Annotated in this window: 22 protein-coding genes and 2 pseudogenes; 18 read left to right on the top strand and 6 right to left on the bottom strand. The window is 51.0% G+C overall.

From position 1 onward, the window contains the following. Window positions 1-258: 258 nt before the first annotated feature. On the bottom strand, window positions 259-861 hold the full coding sequence (locus ACVWZ0_RS19470; protein ID WP_253458077.1) for a hypothetical protein: 603 nt from the start codon (window positions 859-861) through the stop codon (window positions 259-261). A 32-nt stretch (window positions 862-893) separates the two neighbouring features. Further along, window positions 894-2,885 carry a DEAD/DEAH box helicase gene (locus ACVWZ0_RS19465; protein WP_105099051.1) on the bottom strand — a complete coding sequence of 664 codons (1,992 nt, stop codon included), beginning with the start codon at window positions 2,883-2,885 and terminating at the stop codon, window positions 894-896. Between the two features lie 900 nt (window positions 2,886-3,785). Between ACVWZ0_RS19465 and ACVWZ0_RS19460 the strand changes: the two are divergent. The 4 genes and pseudogenes from ACVWZ0_RS19460 to ACVWZ0_RS19445 form a co-directional block, all read left to right on the top strand. Further along, window positions 3,786-3,953: pseudogene (locus tag ACVWZ0_RS19460) on the top strand (Arm DNA-binding domain-containing protein); the annotation flags it as partial. Window positions 3,954-4,327: 374 nt separating this feature from the next. Then, window positions 4,328-5,176, top strand: coding sequence for a DUF3289 family protein (locus ACVWZ0_RS19455; protein ID WP_253458080.1), 849 nt, complete (start codon window positions 4,328-4,330; stop codon window positions 5,174-5,176). Then, the gene (locus ACVWZ0_RS19450; RefSeq protein WP_253458083.1) at window positions 5,160-5,639 is read left to right on the top strand and encodes a DUF943 family protein; all 480 of its coding nucleotides are present in this window, start codon (window positions 5,160-5,162) and stop codon (window positions 5,637-5,639) included. The genes ACVWZ0_RS19455 and ACVWZ0_RS19450 overlap by 17 nt, the downstream gene beginning before the upstream one ends. Before the next feature lie 55 nt (window positions 5,640-5,694). Then, window positions 5,695-5,978 (top strand): annotated as a pseudogene (locus tag ACVWZ0_RS19445) (DUF3289 family protein). Window positions 5,979-6,249: 271 nt separating this feature from the next. On the opposite strand, the gene symE reads toward ACVWZ0_RS19445, so the two are convergent. The 3 genes from symE to ACVWZ0_RS19430 all read right to left on the bottom strand — a co-directional run bounded on the left by symE (window position 6,250) and on the right by ACVWZ0_RS19430 (window position 8,598). After that, window positions 6,250-6,588, bottom strand: coding sequence for an endoribonuclease SymE (gene symE / locus ACVWZ0_RS19440; RefSeq protein WP_253458086.1), 339 nt, complete (start codon window positions 6,586-6,588; stop codon window positions 6,250-6,252). A 325-nt stretch (window positions 6,589-6,913) separates the two neighbouring features. Next, a complete protein-coding gene (locus ACVWZ0_RS19435; RefSeq protein ID WP_253461212.1) occupies window positions 6,914-7,585 on the bottom strand; it encodes a class I SAM-dependent methyltransferase in 672 nt (223 codons plus the stop codon). Further along, window positions 7,585-8,598 (bottom strand): HNH endonuclease family protein, encoded by a 1,014-nt coding sequence (locus ACVWZ0_RS19430; protein ID WP_253458089.1) that lies wholly within the window; start codon window positions 8,596-8,598, stop codon window positions 7,585-7,587. Before ACVWZ0_RS19430 ends, ACVWZ0_RS19435 begins: the two co-directional genes overlap by 1 nt. A 388-nt stretch (window positions 8,599-8,986) precedes the next feature. On the opposite strand from ACVWZ0_RS19430, the gene ACVWZ0_RS19425 reads away from it, so the two are divergent. From ACVWZ0_RS19425 to ACVWZ0_RS19415, 3 genes are all read left to right on the top strand, one after another. Next, window positions 8,987-9,463 (top strand): hypothetical protein, encoded by a 477-nt coding sequence (locus ACVWZ0_RS19425; protein ID WP_253458092.1) that lies wholly within the window; start codon window positions 8,987-8,989, stop codon window positions 9,461-9,463. 94 nt (window positions 9,464-9,557) lie between these two features. After that, window positions 9,558-10,883, top strand: coding sequence for a DUF4153 domain-containing protein (locus tag ACVWZ0_RS19420; protein WP_456784568.1), 1,326 nt, complete (start codon window positions 9,558-9,560; stop codon window positions 10,881-10,883). Then, window positions 10,864-11,274 carry a DUF7057 domain-containing protein gene (locus tag ACVWZ0_RS19415; protein ID WP_456784566.1) on the top strand — a complete coding sequence of 137 codons (411 nt, stop codon included), beginning with the start codon at window positions 10,864-10,866 and terminating at the stop codon, window positions 11,272-11,274. The genes ACVWZ0_RS19420 and ACVWZ0_RS19415 overlap by 20 nt, the downstream gene beginning before the upstream one ends. A 72-nt stretch (window positions 11,275-11,346) precedes the next feature. On the opposite strand, the gene rtcR is transcribed toward ACVWZ0_RS19415, so the two are convergent. Continuing rightward, a complete protein-coding gene (rtcR, locus tag ACVWZ0_RS19410) occupies window positions 11,347-12,927 on the bottom strand; it encodes an RNA repair transcriptional activator RtcR (protein WP_253458097.1) in 1,581 nt (526 codons plus the stop codon). Window positions 12,928-13,109: 182 nt separating this feature from the next. On the opposite strand from rtcR, the gene ACVWZ0_RS19405 reads away from it, so the two are divergent. The 11 genes from ACVWZ0_RS19405 to grpH all read left to right on the top strand — a co-directional run bounded on the left by ACVWZ0_RS19405 (window position 13,110) and on the right by grpH (window position 22,559). Then, the gene (locus ACVWZ0_RS19405; RefSeq protein ID WP_301250759.1) at window positions 13,110-14,336 is read left to right on the top strand and encodes an RtcB family protein; all 1,227 of its coding nucleotides are present in this window, start codon (window positions 13,110-13,112) and stop codon (window positions 14,334-14,336) included. Between the two features lie 4 nt (window positions 14,337-14,340). Continuing rightward, window positions 14,341-15,135, top strand: a complete 795-nt coding sequence (locus ACVWZ0_RS19400) for a nucleotidyltransferase domain-containing protein (protein ID WP_253458102.1) — start codon at window positions 14,341-14,343, stop codon at window positions 15,133-15,135. A 286-nt stretch (window positions 15,136-15,421) separates the two neighbouring features. After that, window positions 15,422-16,477, top strand: a complete 1,056-nt coding sequence (locus ACVWZ0_RS19395) for a DUF1176 domain-containing protein (protein WP_253458105.1) — start codon at window positions 15,422-15,424, stop codon at window positions 16,475-16,477. 11 nt (window positions 16,478-16,488) lie between these two features. After that, entirely contained in the window at window positions 16,489-17,511 is a 1,023-nt protein-coding gene (locus ACVWZ0_RS19390) for a DUF1176 domain-containing protein (RefSeq protein ID WP_253461214.1), read from the top strand. Between the two features lie 211 nt (window positions 17,512-17,722). Further along, the gene (locus ACVWZ0_RS19385; protein WP_253458108.1) at window positions 17,723-18,808 is read left to right on the top strand and encodes a 1-propanol dehydrogenase PduQ; all 1,086 of its coding nucleotides are present in this window, start codon (window positions 17,723-17,725) and stop codon (window positions 18,806-18,808) included. A gap of 17 nt (window positions 18,809-18,825) precedes the next feature. Next, window positions 18,826-19,494 (top strand): phosphate propanoyltransferase, encoded by a 669-nt coding sequence (pduL, locus tag ACVWZ0_RS19380; protein WP_253458111.1) that lies wholly within the window; start codon window positions 18,826-18,828, stop codon window positions 19,492-19,494. Further along, window positions 19,491-20,165 carry an HFCD family protein gene (locus tag ACVWZ0_RS19375; RefSeq protein ID WP_253458114.1) on the top strand — a complete coding sequence of 225 codons (675 nt, stop codon included), beginning with the start codon at window positions 19,491-19,493 and terminating at the stop codon, window positions 20,163-20,165. Before pduL ends, ACVWZ0_RS19375 begins: the two co-directional genes overlap by 4 nt. Window positions 20,166-20,167: 2 nt before the next feature. Further along, window positions 20,168-20,434, top strand: coding sequence for a EutN/CcmL family microcompartment protein (locus ACVWZ0_RS19370; RefSeq protein WP_253458117.1), 267 nt, complete (start codon window positions 20,168-20,170; stop codon window positions 20,432-20,434). A gap of 17 nt (window positions 20,435-20,451) precedes the next feature. Further along, on the top strand, window positions 20,452-20,943 hold the full coding sequence (locus ACVWZ0_RS19365; RefSeq protein WP_253458120.1) for a GlcG/HbpS family heme-binding protein: 492 nt from the start codon (window positions 20,452-20,454) through the stop codon (window positions 20,941-20,943). Window positions 20,944-20,963: 20 nt separating this feature from the next. Further along, the gene (tdcD, locus tag ACVWZ0_RS19360) at window positions 20,964-22,163 is read left to right on the top strand and encodes a propionate kinase (RefSeq protein WP_253458123.1); all 1,200 of its coding nucleotides are present in this window, start codon (window positions 20,964-20,966) and stop codon (window positions 22,161-22,163) included. A gap of 114 nt (window positions 22,164-22,277) precedes the next feature. Then, on the top strand, window positions 22,278-22,559 hold the full coding sequence (gene grpH, locus ACVWZ0_RS19355; protein ID WP_253458125.1) for a propanediol utilization system shell hexameric protein GrpH: 282 nt from the start codon (window positions 22,278-22,280) through the stop codon (window positions 22,557-22,559). The last annotated feature ends 3 nt before the right edge of the window (window positions 22,560-22,562 follow it).

Raw genomic sequence — 22,562 nt, 5'->3', positions numbered from 1 at the left:
CAAACCGGTTCCGGCCGGTTTGTGCCAATAGCGGAAATTGATGACCAAGTTTAAGTACCTCATCGGGTTGAATGAAAATGGAAATTATCTGGCTGCCGGTGACCGTGATCATTTCATAGAAATCCCGCTGCATTCAGGGGGGAGGAAAACTCTACTTATGCCTGCATTTTTTTTCGGGGGGATTACCCCCTGCACCAGAAAATTAACAAATATAGCTAATTCAATCGGTGGCAGGATAATGCCCTCCCTCTGTATTTCCTAACAATTAATAAACTTACAATCGGTTTTTATGTTCAGCAAGTCTAAAAAATCTTCCTCTGATATTTTTCGTTTCAATCCAATTTTAAAAGTAGAATTGCTACCATAAAATAAGTCGTAGTGATGCAAGGGATGTATGTCTTTTTTACCATGTTTTTCATAGTTAATCCTATCATAGTCATACCTTAAATATCCATCTTCCATCATGAGTAACTCTCTCAAAAAACTCCAATAATTCTCATTGCAACTATCCTCTTGATATAATGATATTTTCTCAACAAACTCCAAGCTACAATCACTATAAAAACTCGGCTCATTTATTAATGATATAACCTCAGATGTAATTCGATTATCAACTTCCATCTCGTTTCTAAAATTGAATGAGTAGCCTTCATTTTTCTTAATGTAAAATGGGAACATTATTGAAAAATATTTATCAGATTTCACAAAAAATATTCTACTCATTTTGTCAATTCTAACAATAATCTTACCCTTAGCGTTGCTTTCTTTAATTGTCGGGTTGATAAGCATATATTTAATACTATTCATCAATAGTTCTATTATCTGGATTTTATTTTTAATCGGCTTAAAAAATCTATCCATGTAAGATTCATCTATATCAAATGTGTACTCAATCATCTGCAGTAGTACTTTTTGTTATCGTTAATAAATTCAACAATCCCATCCTCATCAAAATCGTCTTTATAGCTTTCAGGTAAAGACTGGATGAATTTCTTCCAATATTTCTTTTCAATCCCTTCTTTTGTTAAAATATCATTAATAAAATCATAGAAGGAGACGTTAGATTGACTTTTAACCTTAACAATACGCTTCTGTATTCTTTCTTTTTCTTCCCTGCTTGGCTCTTTAGTTTTAATTACATCTTGTGTATTAATTATATCTAAACCATCAAGTTGGCATTGGATTTTTTCATACTTTTCAATCAACAAGTAAGACTGAAGAAATGAACGGGTTAACATTGTGTAAAGACTATTCCTATATGTATAATTATCTTTAATTTCTTTTGTTACACAAATAACAAAAGGGAATTCCAATCCTTTGACATTATTAACGTTTGAAATAAATAATTGATTTGGTATTTTTTTCTTAGTCTCTACTGCCTTATTAACATCCCATTTAAGCTCAGTTCTAATTTTAAACTCTAAACGATCTATATAATCATAGATGTAATTATCTTTATCTAACATGATTATAGCAATATCATTTGATTCTACTGTCGGATTATCATTTTTAATACGCTTTAAAATATCAATAATTTGTGACTCATTTATATGTTTCATGATATTCATATTCGATATTTTTGTCTCTTCCAAATCCTCAAACCTCCGAATAGAATCACGAGAGAGTGTCACTTCTTTGTTTGCTTTATTGATAGTATAACCACTACTTTCCCACTCACTATCTTCTAACCAATTGAGTTTGTTTTTTTCAAAAAGCCCCATTCCAATAGCATGTGCAAACATTAAAATCCGAGGTGCCGTTCGGTAACATTTGTTAAGTACATAGTCGACATTTTCAACTTCTTTCTTGATGTTATTTTCAAAAATATCCTGGAAAATATCACCAGCTACGTATACCTTGTGTCTAGTAATCTTTTCACACAACTCAAAAAATACTTCAGGGAAGTCTTGTTTTTCATCAATTAAAATATAATCAAATGCATATTCTAAATCTTCAATTTTATTAATTTCAATTAATGCCTTAGAAAATATCTCATGGTAACTAGTGTTTTTGCTCCACCTTGAAAAAGAAATGCCATAAAAATCACAGATATAACTATATAACCCAGAGTCTTTATCTTGCTTAGAACCCCATGCCCTATCAACCCACAACTCATTATTCCATTTGATTTGTTTTTCGACTTTCATAAAGTCAAAAAACGTTGGAATCCTATCTTTCAGTGTATGAGATAATGCTTTATTATGACACGTAAAGAAAATTTTAATCTTATCTTCCGATGCATATATTTCTTTTAGTTTATGCATTAAAAGCTCGGTTTTACCAGTGCCAGACAAACCTTGGATTGATATTCTTTTGTTTGGTAGTTGCTTGTATATAAATCGAGTTTGCTCACCATCAAATAAAATTATATTATGTTTCACTTTTTCAAGAAGCGTTGTTGGAGTTTCAACTCCGACCTTGTCTATATTATTTATACTACCCGTAATTAATGATATCAAAAGCTCACACTTTCTATAGTCAGCCTCATTAAGTTGATTCTCTTTCAAAATTTCTGAGCAATCAAAGTCGTTATCTAGCGTAACCCGGCTCGTGAAACCTTCTTTTAATTTTCGAGCTCTTCCTATATGTTTTTGATATCTATATTTATCAGATATAGAGTTAACATCCTCCATAAAATCTTCGTAATATTCATCAAACTCATCTTCATCATTTTTTAAATCAATGAATATTATTTTGTGCTTTGGTGAAAGTATTACTATAGTGTTTTCTGAATAAGAGTAGCTATATTTGTTTTCACCTAATGGAGCTGTTATTAGGTATAACTGTTCAGTTGGGTTTTGTTCAGCATACTCCTCGATATTTTGAATAACATTTGTATTCAACTCACTCTTTTCTATATGATTATAAAATAAACTATTTGGCATGCTGCTAGTCACCTGATAATGTTAATAGTAACCACCGTAAGTGGTGGATAAACCTACAAGTTATTATCTAACATTTTTAGGGAACTTCCAACCAAGTGTATGCAATTAGTGAGCTCGTTACAGCTTGGCGTTTTGACCTGCTCCCTGCTGATTCGCACAGAATGCTGTTAGCAGTGTCCGCTCTTCGCTCATAGCAGTCTTTCACTTTAGACGATGAGCGATAAGTGAATTAGTAACGTCCAGCCATAATCTTCAGGATGACTTCGATTTGCCAAGCCGTGAAACTAGTTAATGGCTTCAGTGCGATAGAAACCTATCTGAAAAATCTAAGCCGACCAGACCGGATTTTTACGCCTGAAAGTGAATAGTGTTCACCCTCGGGTGAAGAGTAATGAATAGTACAAATTTAAGTGATCACCACTTAAATATATGATAATAATCAATAAAAATGAAAGGTGAACAGGGTGAACACTTTTACTTAAAATCTTTTTTTTCTGGGTTAATGCTAAAAATTTACGGTCAGCAGCACCGGTAAGGGTCTACATCACGGAACCAAACCGAGAGAAAAATTTCATCAAAAATTGATGAATGATTTTTGCACGATTTCATAACTATCTGTTTTTAAAATGATAGCCACAAATTATTATGGGGGCATAAATGGGGGCACTCCTAGGTTTTTCTTATTAAAAAATAAACAAAAACAATAATTTGTATGATTGTTTGAGTCCGGCCTTCGCACCAGTATCCTGTCCATCCTCGTCCGAGGAAGTCCAAAAAAGCTTTAAAATCAACGATAAGAGTTTTTCTTCTGTCCATATACGTCCGAGGTCATCCATTGACATCCAGCAAGTTTGGGGGTCAGAATGGGGGTCGCTTCGATAAACTTTTGCCCCCCAAATTATGCCTTTAACTGATGTTGCGGCCCGTACCGCAAAGCCTCGTGAGAAAGAGTACAAACTCACGGATGGCCACGGATTGTATCTTCTTGTCAAACCAACCGGTTCTAAACGCTGGTATCTTAAATATCGCTATGCAGGCAAAGAGAGCAGAGCTGCGTTCAGCGCATATCGCCGTTTAATTTTGCCAGAATACACGGCATAGGGCAGGTGCAGCCATGAGATGTGCCGGGCTCTGGCATATGTGCCAGCGCACTAGCCTATCACCACGCTGGCGTTTATAAATAGAGGAAAGCGCTATGAGCCTACTAGAAGCGTTTTATTATACGTTCACGTCGAATGCCTCCGCACCGGATAGAGGGCTGGCCGAAAGCGAGAAAAAGCGGAGCAGCTTAAAAACACGGTGTCCGGCGTTGATGTGCAGATGGAGAAGTTAAGAACTAAAAGTTACGGGCAGGATTACTGCATGATTTACATTCCTGCCAGTCTCCGCATATTATTCCCTGTGAAGGTCTCCACGGACGATTAAACAAGGAATGTATCAAAATGATTGCACTACAGTTTCCCTGTACTATTTTTCAAACGCAAAACCGAATGGACGATTACAGCGCCAAAGATATGTGCTGTGGCGATTTATCAGAATCACAGTTAAAAACGCATTTTCATTTGCTGGATGTCTCTACCAGAGCCAATCCTTATACCCTGACCAGAATCACGCCATTTAATCAGCCGCAGTCCATGTTTTACGGCTCCCGCGGAGAAGGGGAAAAAATAACCCGGCAGCAATGTACCAATATCTTTTTTGATGAATTCCGCGATTTATCGCGCCTGTTCTCGATTTATGGCCCATACCAACACCTGATCGAAAAGATGATCACCCATATGCAGTACGGTAATGGCAAACCGTTCACCAGTATGCACCTGGACAGCGCTTTGAAGGCGGAAATTCTCAATGACAGGACTGAGAACAGTACGTTGTCAAAAATAAAAAATGCTTTAATCGAGAACATTGATTGGACAAGCAATGCCTATCCCACAGATAACAAAGGGAAACTAAGAGAGGCGATACTTGACGGTAAATTGCCTAAATTCGACCGATTCCAGGATAACATTAATGGGATGGGTATTACAGTTCACGATACATGGGCAACCCACATCATCCTAAAATCACTGCATATTAGTAACGATAGCTATCGGGCAGTGGTGCATTACAAAGTACAAGATCACTTCGGTTTAGATGTTGAGGATATTGCCAAACTAAAATTTAACGTCTTTCGTTTTTTCCGTATCTGGTTTGTGTTGCAACGATGCAGCGCGTTTGCTTTTAAACCCTTTATGACCAATATGGAAGCCACCGTAGAAATTACAGGAAACCGTAATGACAGCGAAAACTAAAAAAACGCGTTACGCGCTGTTATTAATTGCGCTGGGGTTTTTTGGTTATTGTCTTTGGTTGTCAATACGTCCGGTTAATATTATCGCAGCTCATCATAGAGAGTATGGATTCAGTTCTGTTTTAGTAAGAAACTTCCCTTTTACCGATAAGGGTAAAATCGATTGGTGGCTAAAAAATAAGGATATGTTGAAAGAAAAATATGATATTCCCAAGCCTGATAAAGATGGTTCTTTTACTGTTACTTTCTGGCTATTTGGTGAGGGGTATAAAGAAGGTGATGGTTATGACAGGCTATGCTTTAATGATATGCCGCCACCGCTAAACTGTATTGATAAAGATGCTGCTTTCTCTGTCAGTAATAGCAAAAATTTGGGTGCGATCTTTACAACATATGATGGGAAGTATCAGCTACAAAAAAACGGCAATATAGTTAAGTTCACAGATGAGTTTGAGTTTAAATAAAACACCTGAACGTCATGTAGTAAAATGACCAAGATGCTATCTCTAATTTTATTCGATTATAGTTGATAAAATCAATGGAACAGGCATCTGCGTTCATGATGTGTATGCGACCAGGATAGATATAATCAGTATCAATGTAGATAAGCACGGATGGAAAGCACAGGTGAAATTTACAGGCCAGGATCACTTTGGTCTGGATGCTGATGATATACTTAAGAAAAATTTTAACCAGTTTCAATTTTTAGGATTTGGTTTGTTCTGCAACGGTATGATAATTTTGGATTTCGGCCTTTTTTAACCAATAGGGATGCCGTAATTGATATAGAGGGAAATCGCTGATGCGGATGTTTATCATTGCAGCACTCACAATAGTATCAGGCCTTTTTTACTGTCTGTTTATCAGAGGAGAGGCTATTTGTGTTATGGATGCACATTATGATGGAAGCACTGCACGACCGATTTCATAAACTCCGTTAAAACCCCATTTCTTGATCTGACATTACGATCAAAAGCTAAATATTCAGCCCCAATCTTGTAAGCAACCAGCATCAACGTACTCAACATAAAACCGCCTGATGCTGGGTATAATTCAGCACAAGAAATTCGCACCTTAACGGATTGGCTTACCCGAAATCACCTCAATAAATTCCTGCACCTGACGTTGTTTCCTCGCAGAAAACTTACACACCTTGCGCAGTGACTGCATCAGTTCCGGTTCCTGCGGTTCCGGCTCGCGGGCCGTCACTACCAGGCAGCCCGGCATTACCCTTATATCAACCGGTGTGCCGGTTGCGAACCCTGCCGCATCCAGCCATTTTCCCTTAAAGGCGAGTAAAGGGATACGCTCGTAATCCGGAAAGGTGCTCGCATAACTCACCGTATAGTGGCGCAGCGTGGTTTCCGTCACTTCTTTTGCAGCCGCAACTGCATTACAATCCTGCCCAGCCATGATAACTACCTCCGATAGTTGTTGTGGTCAGCAGGCTGAATGTGTTCCCGCACATTCAGCCTGCGCTAAATAACCCTGTTATTATATCTGTTTACTGATTGCTTTCCTGAAATATTAGCAGTGAAAAGTTAAAAGTGGAACGAGCTTCTAATAATTAATGTAATTTGTAGAGCATTTTCATTATCGCTTATGGATTGTTATATTTTTTAAGCTGCTTACAGAGAGAGGTTATATTTCGCATACTTTCCGGCATCGGCAAGCACATCGCTGGTAAAATATTCAGCCAGGTGCTGGACTGAAAAGCAGAATAAGCAGAATCAACTTACTAAGTTAATTTTTTTCTGATAATTGCATTGAGCCATACCTCATCGCCACGTCCGATACGTAAATCACCGGTCTGCCATATTTTTTTCGTTTCAAGAACGAAATCACTTCCCTTTTTGTTCTTAGAACCTGCCTGTCTTTTTATATCCGCCTTATTATTAGCCAAACTTACACTAATAGCTTCATTAACCTCATCTACCAATTTCTGTAACCCTGCCGCATCCAGATCGGTAAATGTGCGCCCATCCTTTTCCCGTTCGCCGCGGCCATATTTAAAAGAGAGATACCAGACGCCGCCAGGCTTCAGCGCTATCGCCAGCTTCGTCATGACTTCAGGTAGTTCCGCTTCGGAAACATGCAGTAGCGACGCGCAACACCAGATACCATCATATTTTTCAACCGCAGCAACATCCTGAAAGCGCATCCGCTCCACAGGTTTGCCGGAGAGATGACGAGCCAGCGCAACCAGCTCCGCCGATGCATCAAAGGCTTCGACCGTAAAACCCATTTCGCTAAAGGCTTTGGCATCACGGCCTGAACCGCAGCCGGCATCAAGGATGCGCGCACCTGACCGCAGGCAGGTAATAAAAGGTTGGTAAAGCGCAGACATATCCACACTTACCGTATCGGTAAAAAACCGTTGGGCGTTCTGCCGGTAATAGTGTTCGTTTATCAAAAGAGACTGCCTCCCTGTGCCACTGGTTGCCACTCGTGGAGCAGGGCGAATTTTGCCGTACTCCAGTTTTTTTGCAGAAAGCTGTGCCGCAGCTGCGGCGTATTGCCGGTCTGGCGAATTAAAGTCTCTCGTAAAGGCAGATGGCTGTTAATAAAGTATTCGTTACGATCGTGCAGGCGCTGCAACAGCGTTATCGCAGGGATACGCGCAAGCTTACCCTGAGCGCCACGATTACAGGTCTGGCAGGCCAGCACCAGATTCCAGACGCCGTTGAGGTTGCCGATTTGTTCGCTGAGCATCAGCGGCAGAAAGTGATCGACATCAGCCAGGTTCTCCTCGCCACCGGCCACGCCAATCGGCCGGAAGCAATAAAAGCACAGGCCTTTCTGGTAGCCATTCAGGCTGCTGCGGCAGCTGGTAATGGTGACGCGGCGACCGCTCTGGCGGCTGAAAAGCATCTTGTCATTATCGTCGTAATCCACTGCAATCAGGTTGCGTGAAACGTTCATCGCCCAGGCTTCTTCAACCAGCCGCCATCTTGCATCCGTTTCCTCTACCAGGCTGGCAAAGTGTTCGTTTTCCGTCAGCTGATAAAAATTATCCGTAAGCCGAATACCTTTATGGCTTCGGCGTTCATCCAGGAAAAAGCGTTTGTCGATCTCGGCGTAATTCACATTATGAAAAGCATCAATTACGTTAGCGAATCCGCGCTTGACGGTAATGGCAATCAACAGTTCTTCGTTGATCTCGCCTGCGTTAAACTGCCTGCACGCCTCCAAAAATTCGCTACTTTTGCTGGTGATCTGCTTTGGCGCATGGCGCAGGTGGGCGCATAAATGCCGCACAAAGGGCACGGCCAGCGCTTCCAGCGTAATCAGATCGTTGTCCTGCTGCTTCAGGTCGTACAACGCATGGGCGAGCGCGAATTTATAGGAGGCGACGTTTTTGCCAAAAAGAATAACGCCGCGCCAGTAGTTTTCAAGGCGGGGATCGGCCTGGTAAAAGCGCATACAGGATCCTGTTTTGCGAGACAGCTCGAAAAATTCACGTAACAGGATCACATAACAAAAGCCGATGAATGTAAACCGTAAAGTCCGATGGCCGGCTCGATCCTCCTTAAGGCGAAATGCTTATCGTCAGCAGAGGTCACGATAACAAAATATTTACGCCGGATAATGGCCGCCAGGTGTTGGGCGACGCTGAAGAGATAACCAGCGTAAGAGGAAGGTAGGGACAGCGCAGGATAAAGCGTTACTCGCTTATCTGTTTGGCCGTTAGCGATTTCATTTATGCGAGTTGCTTATAGTAAGAAGTAATGCCAAACATTATAAAATTCACGCTGGTGTCAATTCTTCGCAGCCATTATCATTAACCAGCTATCACACAGATCCGTGAACTATGGAAATTCAGAACGGTTTAGAGGATTATTGGCGTATGGAGAATAAAAAGGCTATACGAGAAAAAATACTGAGTAATAATTTTACCCGTAAGGATTACTTTGTCTTTAAGAACAATGTGCAGCTTATAAAACAGATTTATCATCCGGACTTAACGGCGGGTATAGATCTGCCGGAAGCCATTACGCAGATGGCGGAAGATAGCACCAAACTCAGGAATATCGCTGTCGTATATGTTGTGCTGTTTCTTATCCTGTTATTCAGACATGATAAAGCCCAGGCCTTAATCAATATCATTGTTATCACCATAGTGCTGTTAATTATGCTATGGGCGAATGCTTGTCAGCGTAATCTACCCGTCAGTACCGAACTGCGTCTGATCAAGCTGGCTATTCGTATGCGAAAAATCCTCAAGGCACGTGCCCGTGAGGAAAAAGCCAGGATCAAAGCGGAAAAAAAACGACAGCGTGCAGGATAACCGCCGCCCGGCACAGGGATTTTCACAAAAAAAGGTCTTATCATGGCCCGTTTTTTTCATTTACTTTCACCTAATCCAACAGCAAGGAATAGCTATGTTGCAAAAGGAAGTTTTCCCTCACCGTACTAAATGGGCCATTATCGTTATCGGGATGATAGCCGGGTTGCTCTGGGCTTTGCCGGATGGTTTTAACCTGCACGAACGTTATTCTCTGTATCTGCCGCCGCTCTCGTTAGCGATGGCCAGCATACTGGCCTTCACGCTTTATCGTCTCCGCGCCGTCAGGTCCTGGCTCTGCGCCTTGCTGATATTGCCGGTTATTGCCTTAATGACGGGGTGGTATCGCTGGAATTTTCCTACGCTGCCGCTGGGCGAATTTCACTTTAAAAATATCTGCGCCGTAATAGTTATGCTCAGCCTGGTTATGCCCATGCTGGTCGCCTTCTGCACTAAATCGCAGCAGGAACAGGATGGGTCACAGTGGAGCAGAGCAGTCGCCGAAACGCTGTGGCGCAACACTTTTACCCTGGCGGTCACTGGCTTAATGACCGGGCTGTTCTGGCTGGTATTGATGCTGTGGAGCAATCTCTTCAGCATCATCGGCATCACGCTGTTTGAGCAGCTTTTCTTTGATAACCGTTTTTTCCCGCCGATAGCGACCGGCGCGGTCATCGCTGCGGGCATTGTGTTTTGTCGACGCCTGCCGGGCGCTGCCGGTCTGTACAGGCATCTGGTTACGCGGGCTGTAAGCGTGCTGCTGCCTTTGCACGCGGTCGCCTTGCTGCTGTTCCTGGCCTGTTTGCCGTTTACCGGGCTGGCTATCATTCCCAAAGCTTTTTCAGCCACCACGCTGTTATTGACCATGACGCTGCTGATGCTGGCGTTCAGCGCCATCGCTGGCGAAAGCGCGCCTGACCTGTCGCGCTGGCAGCGTGTTATGGCGCGCGTGGTGCTGGTTGCGCAGGCTCTGACTCCGCTATTGGCCGGGCTGGCTGTCTGGGCACTGTGGCTGCGCGTCGCGGAGTATGGCTGGACGGTGGAGCGGATCTACGCCGCTATGATTGCACTGCTGGCGGTGGCTGGCTCGCTGCTGCTGTCAGGGTTCCAGCGCCGCGCCTGGTCACAGGGCGCGGGCAGCATGAACATTTTTATCGCGCTGATGCTGACTCTGACGGCCTGCAGCTGGTTTTTACTGCATACGCCAGTAGCCGATCCGTGGCGCATTGTCGTGAAAAATCAGCTGGCGCGTTTTGCGCAGGGCAAAGCAAAAGTGGATGACATGGATCTCTATTTATTCAGTGATGCGGGACGTCGGGGAAAACAGGCGTTGCAGAAGATAAGCCATCATCCGCAGTGGCTCGACGAGCCTGTCCGCCAAAAAACCGTGCTGGTGCGGCTGCTTGGCAGAACGCGACATTAATAGCGCTAACCCAACCATTAGCGACCTTCAGCGCAGCATCCTGCTGCGGGCAGGCAGCGAAGCGCCGCCGGAAAGCTGGTGGCAGATGCAACACCTTGAGCCGGAGTCGGGCATCTGCCTGGTGGATACCGGTTCCTGCCTGGTGTGGATGCAGGATGTGAATAACGACGGCACGCCGGAAGTGCTGCTCTATAACCGCAATCAGCAGAGCATTACTCTCTATGCCCACCAGGCCACAGGCTGGGATCAGATTGGCAGCGTGACGCTGTCGGCAAGGCTGGAGCAGGCTCTTCGGGACAAAATACCTGAAACTGTAGTTAAGCCGTGGCGCGACCTGGAAGTGAACGGCCAGCGGCTTCCGGTGCAATACTACGGCTTCGAAGGACAATAGCGCATTACCCGCTCTTGCAGCCGTGCAGCATCAGGCCCGGCTGCAAAAGCGTTACGGCTGTCGTCGGCTGCGTTACCCTTTAACCTCCTCCCAGTTCAGCCCAAACCGCGCCAGATACTTACGCAGGCGATCGGCGTCGTTGGGCTGTTTCTTCCCCTGGCGGGAGACGGCAAACAGGCGTCGGCCCGCTTCGGAAAGCGAATCCGCCGCGCGGCAGACGCTCAGCACCGTCTGTAGCTGGCACTCGTCAAAGAGATCGTACTGCGCCCCGGAGCGCTCAGGCAGGGCAGCTTGCGATGCCGTAGTACGCCAGCTGGCGCGCAGCCGGGCGATCTCTTCTTCCGCCAGCTCCAGCGAAATTCTTCCCTGTTCCGCCAGCGTTGCCATCCGCGTGACGGCAGCACCCAGCTCGCGGAAATTGCCTCGCCAGCTGGCTTCTGTCGAGCAGGCGAAGCGCAGAAAATGGCTTCTCGCTTCTTTATCAAAGCGCACCTGGGTCTGCTGTTCCCGGGCGTAACGTTCCAGCTCAAAATCCAGGTTGGGTTCGATATCCTCGCGGCGTTCGGCCAGGCCCGGCAGCTGAAACGTCCACATATTGATGCGGGCAAACAGATCTTCGCGAAAGCGGCCTTCGGCAACCCACTGCGGCATATCCCGGTGCGTGCCGGCAATCAGCTGAAAATCGCTGCTGACCTCTTTATCAGAGCCGTACGGGAAGAAGCGTTTCTCCTCGATGGCGCGCAGCAGCATCGCTTGCTCATCCAGCCCCAGCTCGGCTATCTCGTCCAGAAACAGCATGCCGCCGTCGGCTTCCCGCAGCAGCCCGCCGCGCGCCTGCTGTGCGCCGGTAAAAGCGCCCTTAACGTGGCCGAATAGCGTGGACATCGCGTTGTCGCCGCGCAGCGTGGCGCAGTTAACCGCCACGAATTTACCGGCCAGCCGATGGCGAGCATGGCGCAGCTGATAGATGCGCTCCGCAAGAAAAGATTTACCCGCGCCGGTGGGGCCGGTCAGCAGCATCGGGGCGTCCGAGCGCAGCGCCACGCGCTCAATCTGCTCGATCAGGCTGTTAAAGGTGGGATTGCGCGTCTCGATGCCGGATTTTAAAAACGAGGTGGAGTGCTGCTGCTCGCGCTGAAAACGGCTGGTCAGCGTGGCGTATCGGTTCAGATCGAGATCGATAATGGAATAGTGGCCGAGCGCGGTTGGCGTCTCCGATCCCTTGCTGGCCGGCGAGGTCTGCAAAATGCGCGCGGGCAGATAGCGGGCTTCGGTCAGCAAAAACCAGCAGATTTGCGCCACGTGCGTGCCGGTAGTGATATGCACCAGATACTCTTCGGCGTCGGTATTAAAAGGATAGCGGCTGACAAAATCCAGCAAACTGCCGTAGACCTCTTCAAAGTCCCAAGGATCTTCCAGCTTCACGCTGTGCAGCACCACCTGGGTGGCGGGCGAGGCCTGAATGATATCTTCCGCCACCTGCTGCGCCATACTGAGATCACGCGGCTGATGCAGCAGCTCCAGCCTGTCGATCTGTAAGCCTTCCTGCTGGCAGAGCGCGACGGTTGGCCGCCACTTGCTCCAGCGGTTTGCCCGCTTGCCGCGTTTATCCAGCACCGTGCCCAGCACGCCGATGACTACGTTAGCTTTCATGCTTATCTCACAGGATAAATAACTTATCCGCTAAGATAAATTGCTCTGTTGGTAATGGCAATGCGCAGGTGTGATAAGACAATAAATATCAATAATAATCAAACAGATAAATTTTATTATGCAGCGTAGCGGTCTTCTGGCACGGCATTCGCAATAGTCAGGTCACAGCAATGAGGAAAACGATTATGAAAAACAGCTATCAGACTCTGCAGCAGGCGAAAGGCGTGCCGATAAAAATGTGGACCAACGGGGTGCCGGTTGAGCCAGAAGCGCGCGAGCAGCTGCTGAACACGGCGAAAATGCCGTTTATCTTTCGCCATCTGGCGGTGATGCCGGACGTGCATCTGGGCAAAGGCTCTACCATCGGCAGCGTGATCCCGACCAAAGGCGCAATTATCCCGGCAGCGGTCGGCGTAGATATCGGCTGCGGCATGATTGCGGTGCGCACCTCGCTGATGGCCCGCGATCTGCCGGACAATCTGTCGGGCGTACGCAGCGCCATCGAACAGGCGGTGCCGCACGGCCGCACCAATAACCGTTCCGGTCGCGATAAGGGCGCCTGGCAGACGCCGCCGCAGGAGGTGGATCGCCACTGGGCCAAACTGGCGCCGCGCTTCAAGACGCTGACGCAAAAACATCCGGCGCTGTTCAAAACCAACAACTATCAGCATCTGGGAACGTTGGGAACGGGCAACCACTTTATTGAAGTCTGCCTGGACGAAAGCCAACAGGTCTGGGTCATGCTGCACAGCGGGTCGCGTGGCGTAGGGAACGCCATCGGCAATCTGTTTATCGCGCTGGCGCAAAAGGATATGCAGCGGCATATCGCCAATTTGCCGGATCGCAACCTCGCTTATTTTGAAGAGGGCAGCAGGCATTTTAACGACTACGTGGAAGCGGTGAGCTGGGCGCAGGATTACGCTCGTCACAATCGCGAAGCCATGATGGAGCGGGTGCTGGCGGCGATGTCGCGCGTTATCAGCAAGCCTTTTACCACGCATCTGGAAGCGGTGAACTGCCACCACAACTACGTGGAGCGGGAAACGCACTTTGGCGAGTCGGTGCTGGTGACGCGCAAAGGCGCGGTCTCGGCGCAAAAAGGGCAGATGGGTATTATCCCCGGTTCGATGGGCGCGAAGAGCTTTATCGTGCGCGGCCTGGGTAACGAAGAGAGCTTCTGCTCCTGTAGCCACGGCGCGGGGCGCACCATGAGCCGCACGGCGGCGAAAGCCCGCTTTACCGTGGAGGATCAGCGACGCGCGACGGCGCACGTGGAGTGCCGAAAAGATAAAGAGGTCATCGACGAAATCCCGATGGCTTATAAAGATATTGATGCCGTCATGGCCGCTCAGTCTTCGCTGGTGGAAGTGGTGCATACGCTGTCGCAGGTTGTTTGCGTAAAAGGATAAAAAAATGAGAACAGGATTGCATGGTGTGGATAGCGCAATGCGCGAGCGCGTACGGGGCGTGCTGCGCCAGATAGAAGAAGAGCACTCGGTAAAAGTGCTGTATGCCTGCGAGTCGGGCAGCCGCGGCTGGGGTTTTGCCTCGCCGGACAGCGATTACGACGTGCGTTTTCTCTATGTGCATCAACCTGAGTGGTATCTGCGTGTCGATCCGCCGCGCGACGTTATCGAGCTGCCGATCGACGATACGCTGGACGTCTGCGGCTGGGAGTGGCGAAAAGCGTTGGGCCTGTTGAAGCGAGCCAATCCAACGCTGATCGAATGGCTGGATTCGCCGGTGATCTATCAGCAGGAAGCGGTCATCGTCGCCGATTTACGGCAAAGGATACCGGACTGGTTTTCGCCGTTACGGGCGCGCTGGCACTATCTCTCCATGGCAAGAAAGAACTTTCGTGGTTATCTGCAGGGCGACAGCGTGCGGCTGAAAAAGTACTTCTACGTATTGCGCCCGCTGCTGGCGGTGCAATGGATAGAGGCCGGAAAAGGCGTGCCGCCGATGCGTTTTGAAGAGCTGCTGGCAGGGACGGTGACGGATCCCTTGCTGCTGGCCGAAATTGAACAGCTGCTGGCGCGCAAGCAGCGTGCAGGCGAAGCGGAATACGGCGAGCGTCTGGAGCGCATCCATGCATTTATCCGCCAGCAGCTGGACGAGAACCGCGTCAGCGAAGAGCTGCCGGATAGCGAGCGGCGCGACTGCCGCGATCTGGACGCGTTGTTGATGAAAACCGTGCTGAGTGTATAGCTTATTACTGCTCTGGCATTGTGCATAAATAGCTCAGGGTGACAGCATTATTCAACAGAACGTTCAGACACATCGTCTGTTCGATACCAGGATTGGGGGGCCGGCGGCGGTTTAACAGCGCATCTATGCTTTATTTTAATGTTCCAGGTGAGGGGAATTAGTCGCGGACAGTGATTGCTATTAAAAGCCCGGGATATGCCGGGTTATAATTTTGTCTGGCCTGGATTAAGCCGCTGTATGCGTATCGACTGTTGCAATACGCTAAATTGGATTATGGAGCGACAGCTTGAATCATCTTTATAAATTGGTTTTTACCGCACTAACTATCTTTGCCGCCCCGGTTATCGCCCAGGAAAGCGGCGTATCCTTTTATCATAAGGCGTGGTCAGTGGCCTGCGATAACACTTTAACCTGCCGTATCGGCGGCCATAGCGTACAGGAGAATGTGGGCGGCGTGCTGCTGACGCGGGCACCTGGTGAGCATACGGCTACCGCTGGCGAAATTATCCTGCCGGAAGACAGGGAAAACGAGGCGCCGGTAAAAAAACTGACGCTGTGGCTGAACGGCCAGCCTGCGGGCGAAGCGACGCAGAAGGCTAACCGCTGGTGGTTGTCAGAAGCGCAAACGCTGGCGCTGATCGATGCCGTTAAAGGCAGCGGCACGGTCGGGTTCAAAAGCGATCGCGAACGCTTCCAGCTTTCCGGCGACGGCGCCTATGCGGCGCTGCTGAAAGTGGATGACGTGCAGGGCCGTATCGGTACGCCAGGCGCCTGGGTTAAAAAAGGCGACAGGCCCGAAAGCGGTGTCGCTAAGGCCGTGGCTATGCCGGTGATCCAGGCGGTAAAAGTCAGCCCCGCTCAACCCTCTGTATTAACCAAAAAAGAGGCTGAAGCGCTCAGGCCGCAGCTGCTTGCCGTCTTAACCAGCGAGCAGCAGTGCGATTATCTGACCTCGATTGGGGAAAAGGACGTCAACGGCAATATTATCAGCGGCGATATTACCGCCACGCCGCTGGATAATACGCACACGCTGCTTTCCACCCAGTGCTGGGGCGCGGCCTATAACCAGGGATACGGTTACTGGGTCACCGACAGCCAGCTAAAAGCGAAGCCTGTTGCCGTGACCACTGACGCGCAAACCTGGCACGATGGCGTGATTACCAATGTCTTTATGGGAAGCAGCGCCGGCAGCTGCGCGTCTAAGGAAGAATGGATCTGGGATGGCGCAGCGTTTCGTCAAAGCCTGGCAACCATCAACGATGGCTGCTGGTTTCCCCGCACCCTGGGCAACAGAGAGATACCTGGGCTGCTATCAGAAATAAAACGTGAGGGAATAAAGTGAATCGTAAACTGATGTTTTTTGCGCTGGCGACGCTCTCCCTGTCGGCACTGGCCAGTCATAGCGGCGTAACCTTTGAACACAAAGACTGGGAAGTAGCCTGCGACAACACGCTGACCTGTCGCGTTGCGGGCTATGCCAAAGAAGACGATCCGTCCGGCTCCGTCTTGCTTACCCGTACCGCCGGCCCCGGAACGGTGCCGACGGGCGAAGTGACGCTGGCCGACAGCGCAGAAGACAGCGCGCCGGTACAAAAGCTGACGCTGTGGATCGACGGGAAACCCGCGGGCGATCTCGTGGCGACTGACGACAACTGGCGGCTGTCGGCTGGCCAGACGTCAGCGTTAATCAACGCCGTCAAAGGCAGCGGTAAAGTGGAATTTAAAGGCGGCGCGACGCCTTTTCTGCTTTCCGGCGAGGGCGCTTATGCCGCGCTGCTGAAAGCTGACGACGTGCAGGGCCGCATCGGCACGCCTGGCGCGCTCATCAAAAAGGGCGATAAGCCGGAAAGCAGCGTAGCTCAGGCGGTGCCCGTGCCGGTTATTCAGGCAGCAAAAACCCGCAGCGGCGAACCTCGTTCGCTGACCGCGCCAGAAATCGCCGCGCTGAAAACCCGACTGCTTGCAACGGTCAATCAAAATGACGATGACATGTGCGACAGCCTGGTTTCACCGGCAGAAAATGCTATTCCGGAAAACGACGGGCTGACCCTTACGCCACTGGATGACGGCCACGCTTTGCTTTCGGCGCTCTGCTGGCGCGCGGCTTATAACGAAGGGTATGGCTACTGGGTTATCGATAACCAACTAAAAGGTAAGCCGGTGCTGGTGACCATTTCCGGCTCGGATTATGAAAAAGGCGTGATTACCGATGTGCAGAAAGGCCGGGGTATCGCAGACTGCATGAGCCTGAAAAGCTGGGTGTGGGATGGCCAGGCTTTCCGCAAAAGCCGCGACGCCATGACCGGCATGTGTCGTTATATTCATGCGGGCGGCACCTGGGATCTGCCCACGCTGGTAACGGACGTGAAGCCCTGAAAGCGAACTCACTAAAAAAATGTCAATATCGTGCATACCCGGCCTGAAGCCGGGTTTTCTTTGCAGGCGGAAAGGTAAAGATTATTTTTAATTCCTTCCGCTTCTCCGCAAAAATTTCCCGTATCCGGACAAACTAATCCAGAGCCGCTCAGCCGCCGTCGTTGCTAATCTGTCGCCCTTAAATGGCGGACGTTTTGTTAAGGATAAGGGCGTGGCGAAGATTTTCTCTGTCCCGAATATTTACCATGGTGAAAATGCGCTGGCAGCGCTGAGTCAGCTTGGGCTGAAAAAAGTCGCCATCGTCACCGACGAATTTATGCTCTCATCCGGCAAAGTAAATCAGCTGATCGCCTTGATGCCCCAGGCTTCGATCATCATCTATAGCGAGGTCAAAGCCGATCCCACTACCACGCTGCTACAGGCAGGCGCGGAAAAATGTAAAGTCTTCAGGCCGGATACGATTATCGCGCTTGGCGGCGGTTCCGCGTTGGATGCGGCCAAAGGCATTAAGGCCACCCTTGAAGAGTACGATCCTCTTTATCACATCAGGCTGATTGCCGTTCCCACGACCAGCGGCTCCGGGTCAGAGGCGACAACCTACGCCGTTTTTTCCGACCCATACAGCGGCAGCAAATATCCGTTGGTCGCTGACGCGCTGCTGCCGGATATCACCCTTCTTGACGCCCGGCTGGTGGTCAGCGTCCCCGCGAGCGTCACGGCGGATACCGGTATGGACGTGCTGACCCACGCGGTTGAAGCGCTGGTCTCCACAGAAGCAAACGACTTCAGCGATGCGCTGGCGGAAAAAGCCATTGCGCTGACCGCCCGCTATTTACCCCAGGCTTACCGTGAACCGCACGACCTCAGCGCGCGGGCGCATATGCATCACGCTTCCTGCATGGCGGGCATGGCGTTCAACTCGGCGGGGCTGGGGCTGGTTCACGGCATGGCCCATGCCGTCGGCGGCAGGCTGCATCTTGCGCATGGCAGGATCAACGCCATGCTGCTGCCATTAGTGATTGAATTTAATAGCGAAATGCAAGGTGCGCAGGCTCGCTACCAGCAGTGCGCGCGGTTGATGGATGCCGACAGCCTGGCGCAGGCCGTTCGCACGCTTAACCAGCAGTTTGCCATCCCGGCAACGTTAAAAGAGATGGGCGCGGATCTGGCCCGGTTTGCCACCTTACGCGGTGAACTGATCCAGGCGGCGCTGGCCGATGGCTGTACAGCAACCAATCCACGCCGTGCCAGCGAGCAGGATATCGATCGCCTGCTGTCGCGCCTGGCGGGCGAGTAAACAGCAAGGAAGAAAGGATGAAGACGGATACGCAACGGCAGGCCAGAAGCATCACGCAGCAGATTTTACAGGAGCTGGCGGCAGGACGAAAAAGCCAGCCGCTGACTATTGCCGTCGGCGTCTCCAACCGGCACGTGCACCTGAGCCGTAAAGAGATGGACATGCTGTTCGGCTACGGTTCGTCGCTGACCCGGATGAAAGCGTTAAAGCAGCCCGGTCAGTTCGCCGCACAGGAAACCGTCACGCTGCGCGGGCCGAAAGGCGAGCTACAGCGCGTGCGGGTGCTGGGGCCGCTGCGTAACGTCACGCAGGTTGAGATTTCAGTGGCGGACGGCTTTGTCCTTGGCATCGGCGCGCCGGTAAGAATGTCCGGCGAGCTGCAGGGATCCCCTGGCATCACGCTGGTAGGGCCGCATGGCGAAGTGGCGATACCGGAGGGCGTTATCGTCGCATGGCGGCATCTCCATATTTCGCCTGAGGAAGCGGCGCGGCACGGCCTGACGGACGGCGCGGAAATAGCGGTGGAAACCCAGGGGCCGCGTGCGGGCGTATTGCGCCATGTGAAGGTGCGTGTCAGTGCAGAAGCGCTGGCGGAGATCCACCTGGATCAGGAAGAGGCCAACGCGCTTGGGCTGCGTAATGGCGATCGGGTGCAGATCAAAAGCAACGGGCCGAAGGTGGCGTGATCGTGCAGCCGGATCTTTCCAACCGGCTCGATAGCATTATCAGTCGTCTGTTGGTGCGGCAAAGGCAGGGCATGGTCAGAGTGGTGATCACGGGAACGGATCCACGCGTCCTGCCGGAAACGCTGGCTGCGCTGGAGGCGCTGAGCCAGGCCGGATACGGCCTGCGGGTCACGCTTTCCCACAGCGCCAGCCTGTCTGCCGTTTACGGGGCATTTCAATGCTGGCGGGAAGGGTTCGCGCCTGAACTGCTTTACGACACGCGAATGCCGCAGGCGGAAGAAGAGTACGGCGAGCTATTTCTCCCGGCGATCTCAGGCAACAGCCTGGCAAAAATCGCGTTATGCCTTAGCGACAACGTTGCCAGCGCCTGGGCTTTTCATGCGCTGTGCCACGGCCGGAAAATCATCGTCACGCTGGGCGACGAGTTTACCCGCGCGGCGCTGCCGGAGGCGATGCGGGAACAGCTGCATCGCTATATCGCCACGCTGAAAAGCTGGGGGATCGTTTTTCCCGGTGTAACAACACAGAGCAAGGGTAAGCAACTTATTTCACTGGCGGATATCCGTCAGCAGCCCGCAGGCACGGCGCTGCGGCCAGGCCGAAACGCGCTGATCACGCCAGCCGCTCAGGACGAGATACGGCGGCGGCACATCATTTTATACAAGGACTGACTATGTATCTGGCTAAAGTCACGGGCGCGCTGGTATCGACCAGTAAGCATCCCTCGCTGAACGGCGCCAAGCTGCTGATCGTGGCCCGCCTGAACGAGCATCATCAGCCGACGGGCAGCGCCCAGGTTGCGGTTGACTGTGTGGGGGCCGGAAATGGGGAAACGGTTATCGTCAGCTCGGGAAGCTCGGCACGCATGGGTAACGGCGAGCATTCGGTGATCGATGCGGCAGTGGTTGGCATTGTCGATGCGCTGGATCTCAATGGATAGCAAAAGGAAGCGCACTTATGTCGGTAAGGGAGAGTCTGGACAGCCTGATCCAGCAGGCCATTAATTCGCATCCGTCGCGGCATCACTCGCTGAGCCTCTCTGCGGCAGCGGCGCTGGCGGCGATTGCCTGTGAGGTCGCGCAGGAATATGAAGTGCCAATCGTATTCAGCCTGGTAGATACGGCCGGACAGCAGCGCTGGTTTTTCAGCATGGATGATGCGCTGCTGGTCAGCCACCGCCTGGCGACGGAAAAGGCCTGGACCGCCGCGGCGCTGAGGATGGCGACGCATGAGCTGGCGCAGCAGGTACGGCCGGGCGCGAGCCTGGAGGGCTTACCGCAGCAGGGGATCTGCTGTCTTGGCGGCGGTTTACCCTGCTGGTCGCAGACGCGGCTGCTGGGTGGAATAGGCATCAGCGGCGGCAGCGTCACGCAGGATATCGCCATCGCCCGCGAGTCGCTTGCCCGCTTCAGTCAGGCGCACTTTTTACTTACGCCTTCCCGACCCTAAAACGGATTTCAGAGGTCATTATGTCTACAACAACGGTTTTGGTTATCAACTGCGGCTCTTCTTCGCTGAAATTTTCTGTGCTGCCGCTGGAGGGCGAAACGCCGCTGCTTTCCGGGCTGGCGGAAAGGCTGGGGTTGGATAACGCCGCTATCACCTTTAAGGATGAGGCGGGAAAAACCACCAGGCTTCTGGCGCAGCCAACGCACCATTGCGCGCTGCAAACGCTGTTTGTCGTGCTGGCAGAGAAAGCGCTGCTCTCCTCGCTGTGCGCCATCGGGCATCGCGTTGCGCACGGCGGCAGCGAGTTTCAACGCTCGGTGCTGCTCACGCCCGCGGTTATCGACCAGATCCGTCAGCTGGCGCCGCTGGCGCCTCTGCACAATCCCGCCAACCTTATCGGCATCGACACCGCGCTGGCTTTGCTGCCCGCGCTGCCGCAGGTGGCGGTGTTTGACACGGCTTTTCATCAGACGCTGCCGCCGGAAGCTTTTACCTATGCCATACCGCTGGAATACCGCGAGCGCTACAAAATCCGACGCTACGGTTTTCACGGTACGTCGCACCGCTTTGTCGCCGCCGAAGCAGTCAGGCTGCTGGATCTCGATCCGCAGGATCACGGCCTGGTGATTGCCCATCTGGGCAACGGATCTTCGCTCTGCGCGGTACGCAACGGGCAAAGCGTGGATACCACAATGGGCATGACGCCGCTGGAAGGGCTGGTGATGGGCACGCGCTGCGGCGACGTCGATTTTGGCGCGATGGCTTACCTGGCGACATGCAGCGGGCAGCCCATCGAGGCGCTGGGCGAGATGGCTAATAACCGTTCAGGCCTGCTGGGGCTTTCCGGGCTGTCCAGCGACTGTCGCACCTTGCAGGAAGCACGCGCCAAAGGCGATGCGCGGGCGACGCTGGCGATTGACGTCATGGTGCACCGGCTGGCGCGGCATCTGGGCGGCCAGTTTGCCGCGCTGCACCGGCTGGACGCGCTGATCTTTACCGGCGGCATTGGCGAAAACTCGGCGCTGGTGCGCGAGCTGACTCTGGCCAGGCTGGAGATCTTCGGCTTCCGCCTAGATCGCAACAGGAATCAGGCGATAACGGGCGGCGCCGCGGGCACGATTTCCGCCGACGATTCGCCGACCGTGATGGTCATTCCCACCAATGAAGAAAAAATGATTGCGCAGGATGCGGCCAGGCTTGCCGCCGCGCCCGAACGATAATGCGCAAAATAATCTTCCTGGCGGACAAAATATTTTTTCGCGTCCGTCTTAACATCGCAATCGGGCGTGGCCTCAGAGGCACGTCTTTTTATCAGTCAAACAAACGAGGTCATTATGCAGCAGGAAGCGCTGGGCATGGTTGAAACAAAGGGGCTGGTTTCCGCCATTGAAGCGGCAGATACCATGGTGAAATCGGCCAATGTGACGCTGGTCGGCTACGAGAAAATCGGTTCCGGGCTGGTCACGGTGATGGTACGCGGCGACGTGGGCGCGGTAAAAGCGGCGACCGATGCCGGTTCCGTGGCGGCGGCCAAGGTCGGCGAGCTGGTCTCGGTTCACGTGATCCCCCGCCCGCATGTTGAAGTAGAAAAAATATTAAAAACGGCCACGGAGTAACGG

This window comes from Erwinia sp. TECH1 (assembly GCF_054057575.1).
This window is presented reverse-complemented; position numbering and strand designations above follow the sequence as displayed.

Bases quoted from the DNA above. Each gene is read 5' to 3' on its own strand.
- tdcD (WP_253458123.1), top strand. From the start codon at position 20,964: ATGTCTACAACAACGGTTTTGGTTATCAACTGCGGCTCTTCTTCGCTG.
- pduL (WP_253458111.1), top strand. From the start codon at position 18,826: ATGAAGACGGATACGCAACGGCAGGCCAGAAGCATCACGCAGCAGATT.
- symE (WP_253458086.1), bottom strand. From the start codon at position 6,588: ATGGCTGGGCAGGATTGTAATGCAGTTGCGGCTGCAAAAGAAGTGACG.
- ACVWZ0_RS19370 (WP_253458117.1), top strand. From the start codon at position 20,168: ATGTATCTGGCTAAAGTCACGGGCGCGCTGGTATCGACCAGTAAGCAT.
- ACVWZ0_RS19390 (WP_253461214.1), top strand. From the start codon at position 16,489: ATGTTTTTTGCGCTGGCGACGCTCTCCCTGTCGGCACTGGCCAGTCAT.
- ACVWZ0_RS19365 (WP_253458120.1), top strand. From the start codon at position 20,452: ATGTCGGTAAGGGAGAGTCTGGACAGCCTGATCCAGCAGGCCATTAAT.
- grpH (WP_253458125.1), top strand. From the start codon at position 22,278: ATGCAGCAGGAAGCGCTGGGCATGGTTGAAACAAAGGGGCTGGTTTCC.
- ACVWZ0_RS19455 (WP_253458080.1), top strand. From the start codon at position 4,328: ATGATTGCACTACAGTTTCCCTGTACTATTTTTCAAACGCAAAACCGA.
- ACVWZ0_RS19420 (WP_456784568.1), top strand. From the start codon at position 9,558: ATGTTGCAAAAGGAAGTTTTCCCTCACCGTACTAAATGGGCCATTATC.
- ACVWZ0_RS19400 (WP_253458102.1), top strand. From the start codon at position 14,341: ATGAGAACAGGATTGCATGGTGTGGATAGCGCAATGCGCGAGCGCGTA.
- ACVWZ0_RS19470 (WP_253458077.1), bottom strand. From the start codon at position 861: ATGGATAGATTTTTTAAGCCGATTAAAAATAAAATCCAGATAATAGAA.
- rtcR (WP_253458097.1), bottom strand. From the start codon at position 12,927: ATGAAAGCTAACGTAGTCATCGGCGTGCTGGGCACGGTGCTGGATAAA.
- ACVWZ0_RS19450 (WP_253458083.1), top strand. From the start codon at position 5,160: ATGACAGCGAAAACTAAAAAAACGCGTTACGCGCTGTTATTAATTGCG.
- ACVWZ0_RS19430 (WP_253458089.1), bottom strand. From the start codon at position 8,598: ATGCGCTTTTACCAGGCCGATCCCCGCCTTGAAAACTACTGGCGCGGC.
- ACVWZ0_RS19425 (WP_253458092.1), top strand. From the start codon at position 8,987: ATGGAAATTCAGAACGGTTTAGAGGATTATTGGCGTATGGAGAATAAA.
- ACVWZ0_RS19465 (WP_105099051.1), bottom strand. From the start codon at position 2,885: ATGCCAAATAGTTTATTTTATAATCATATAGAAAAGAGTGAGTTGAAT.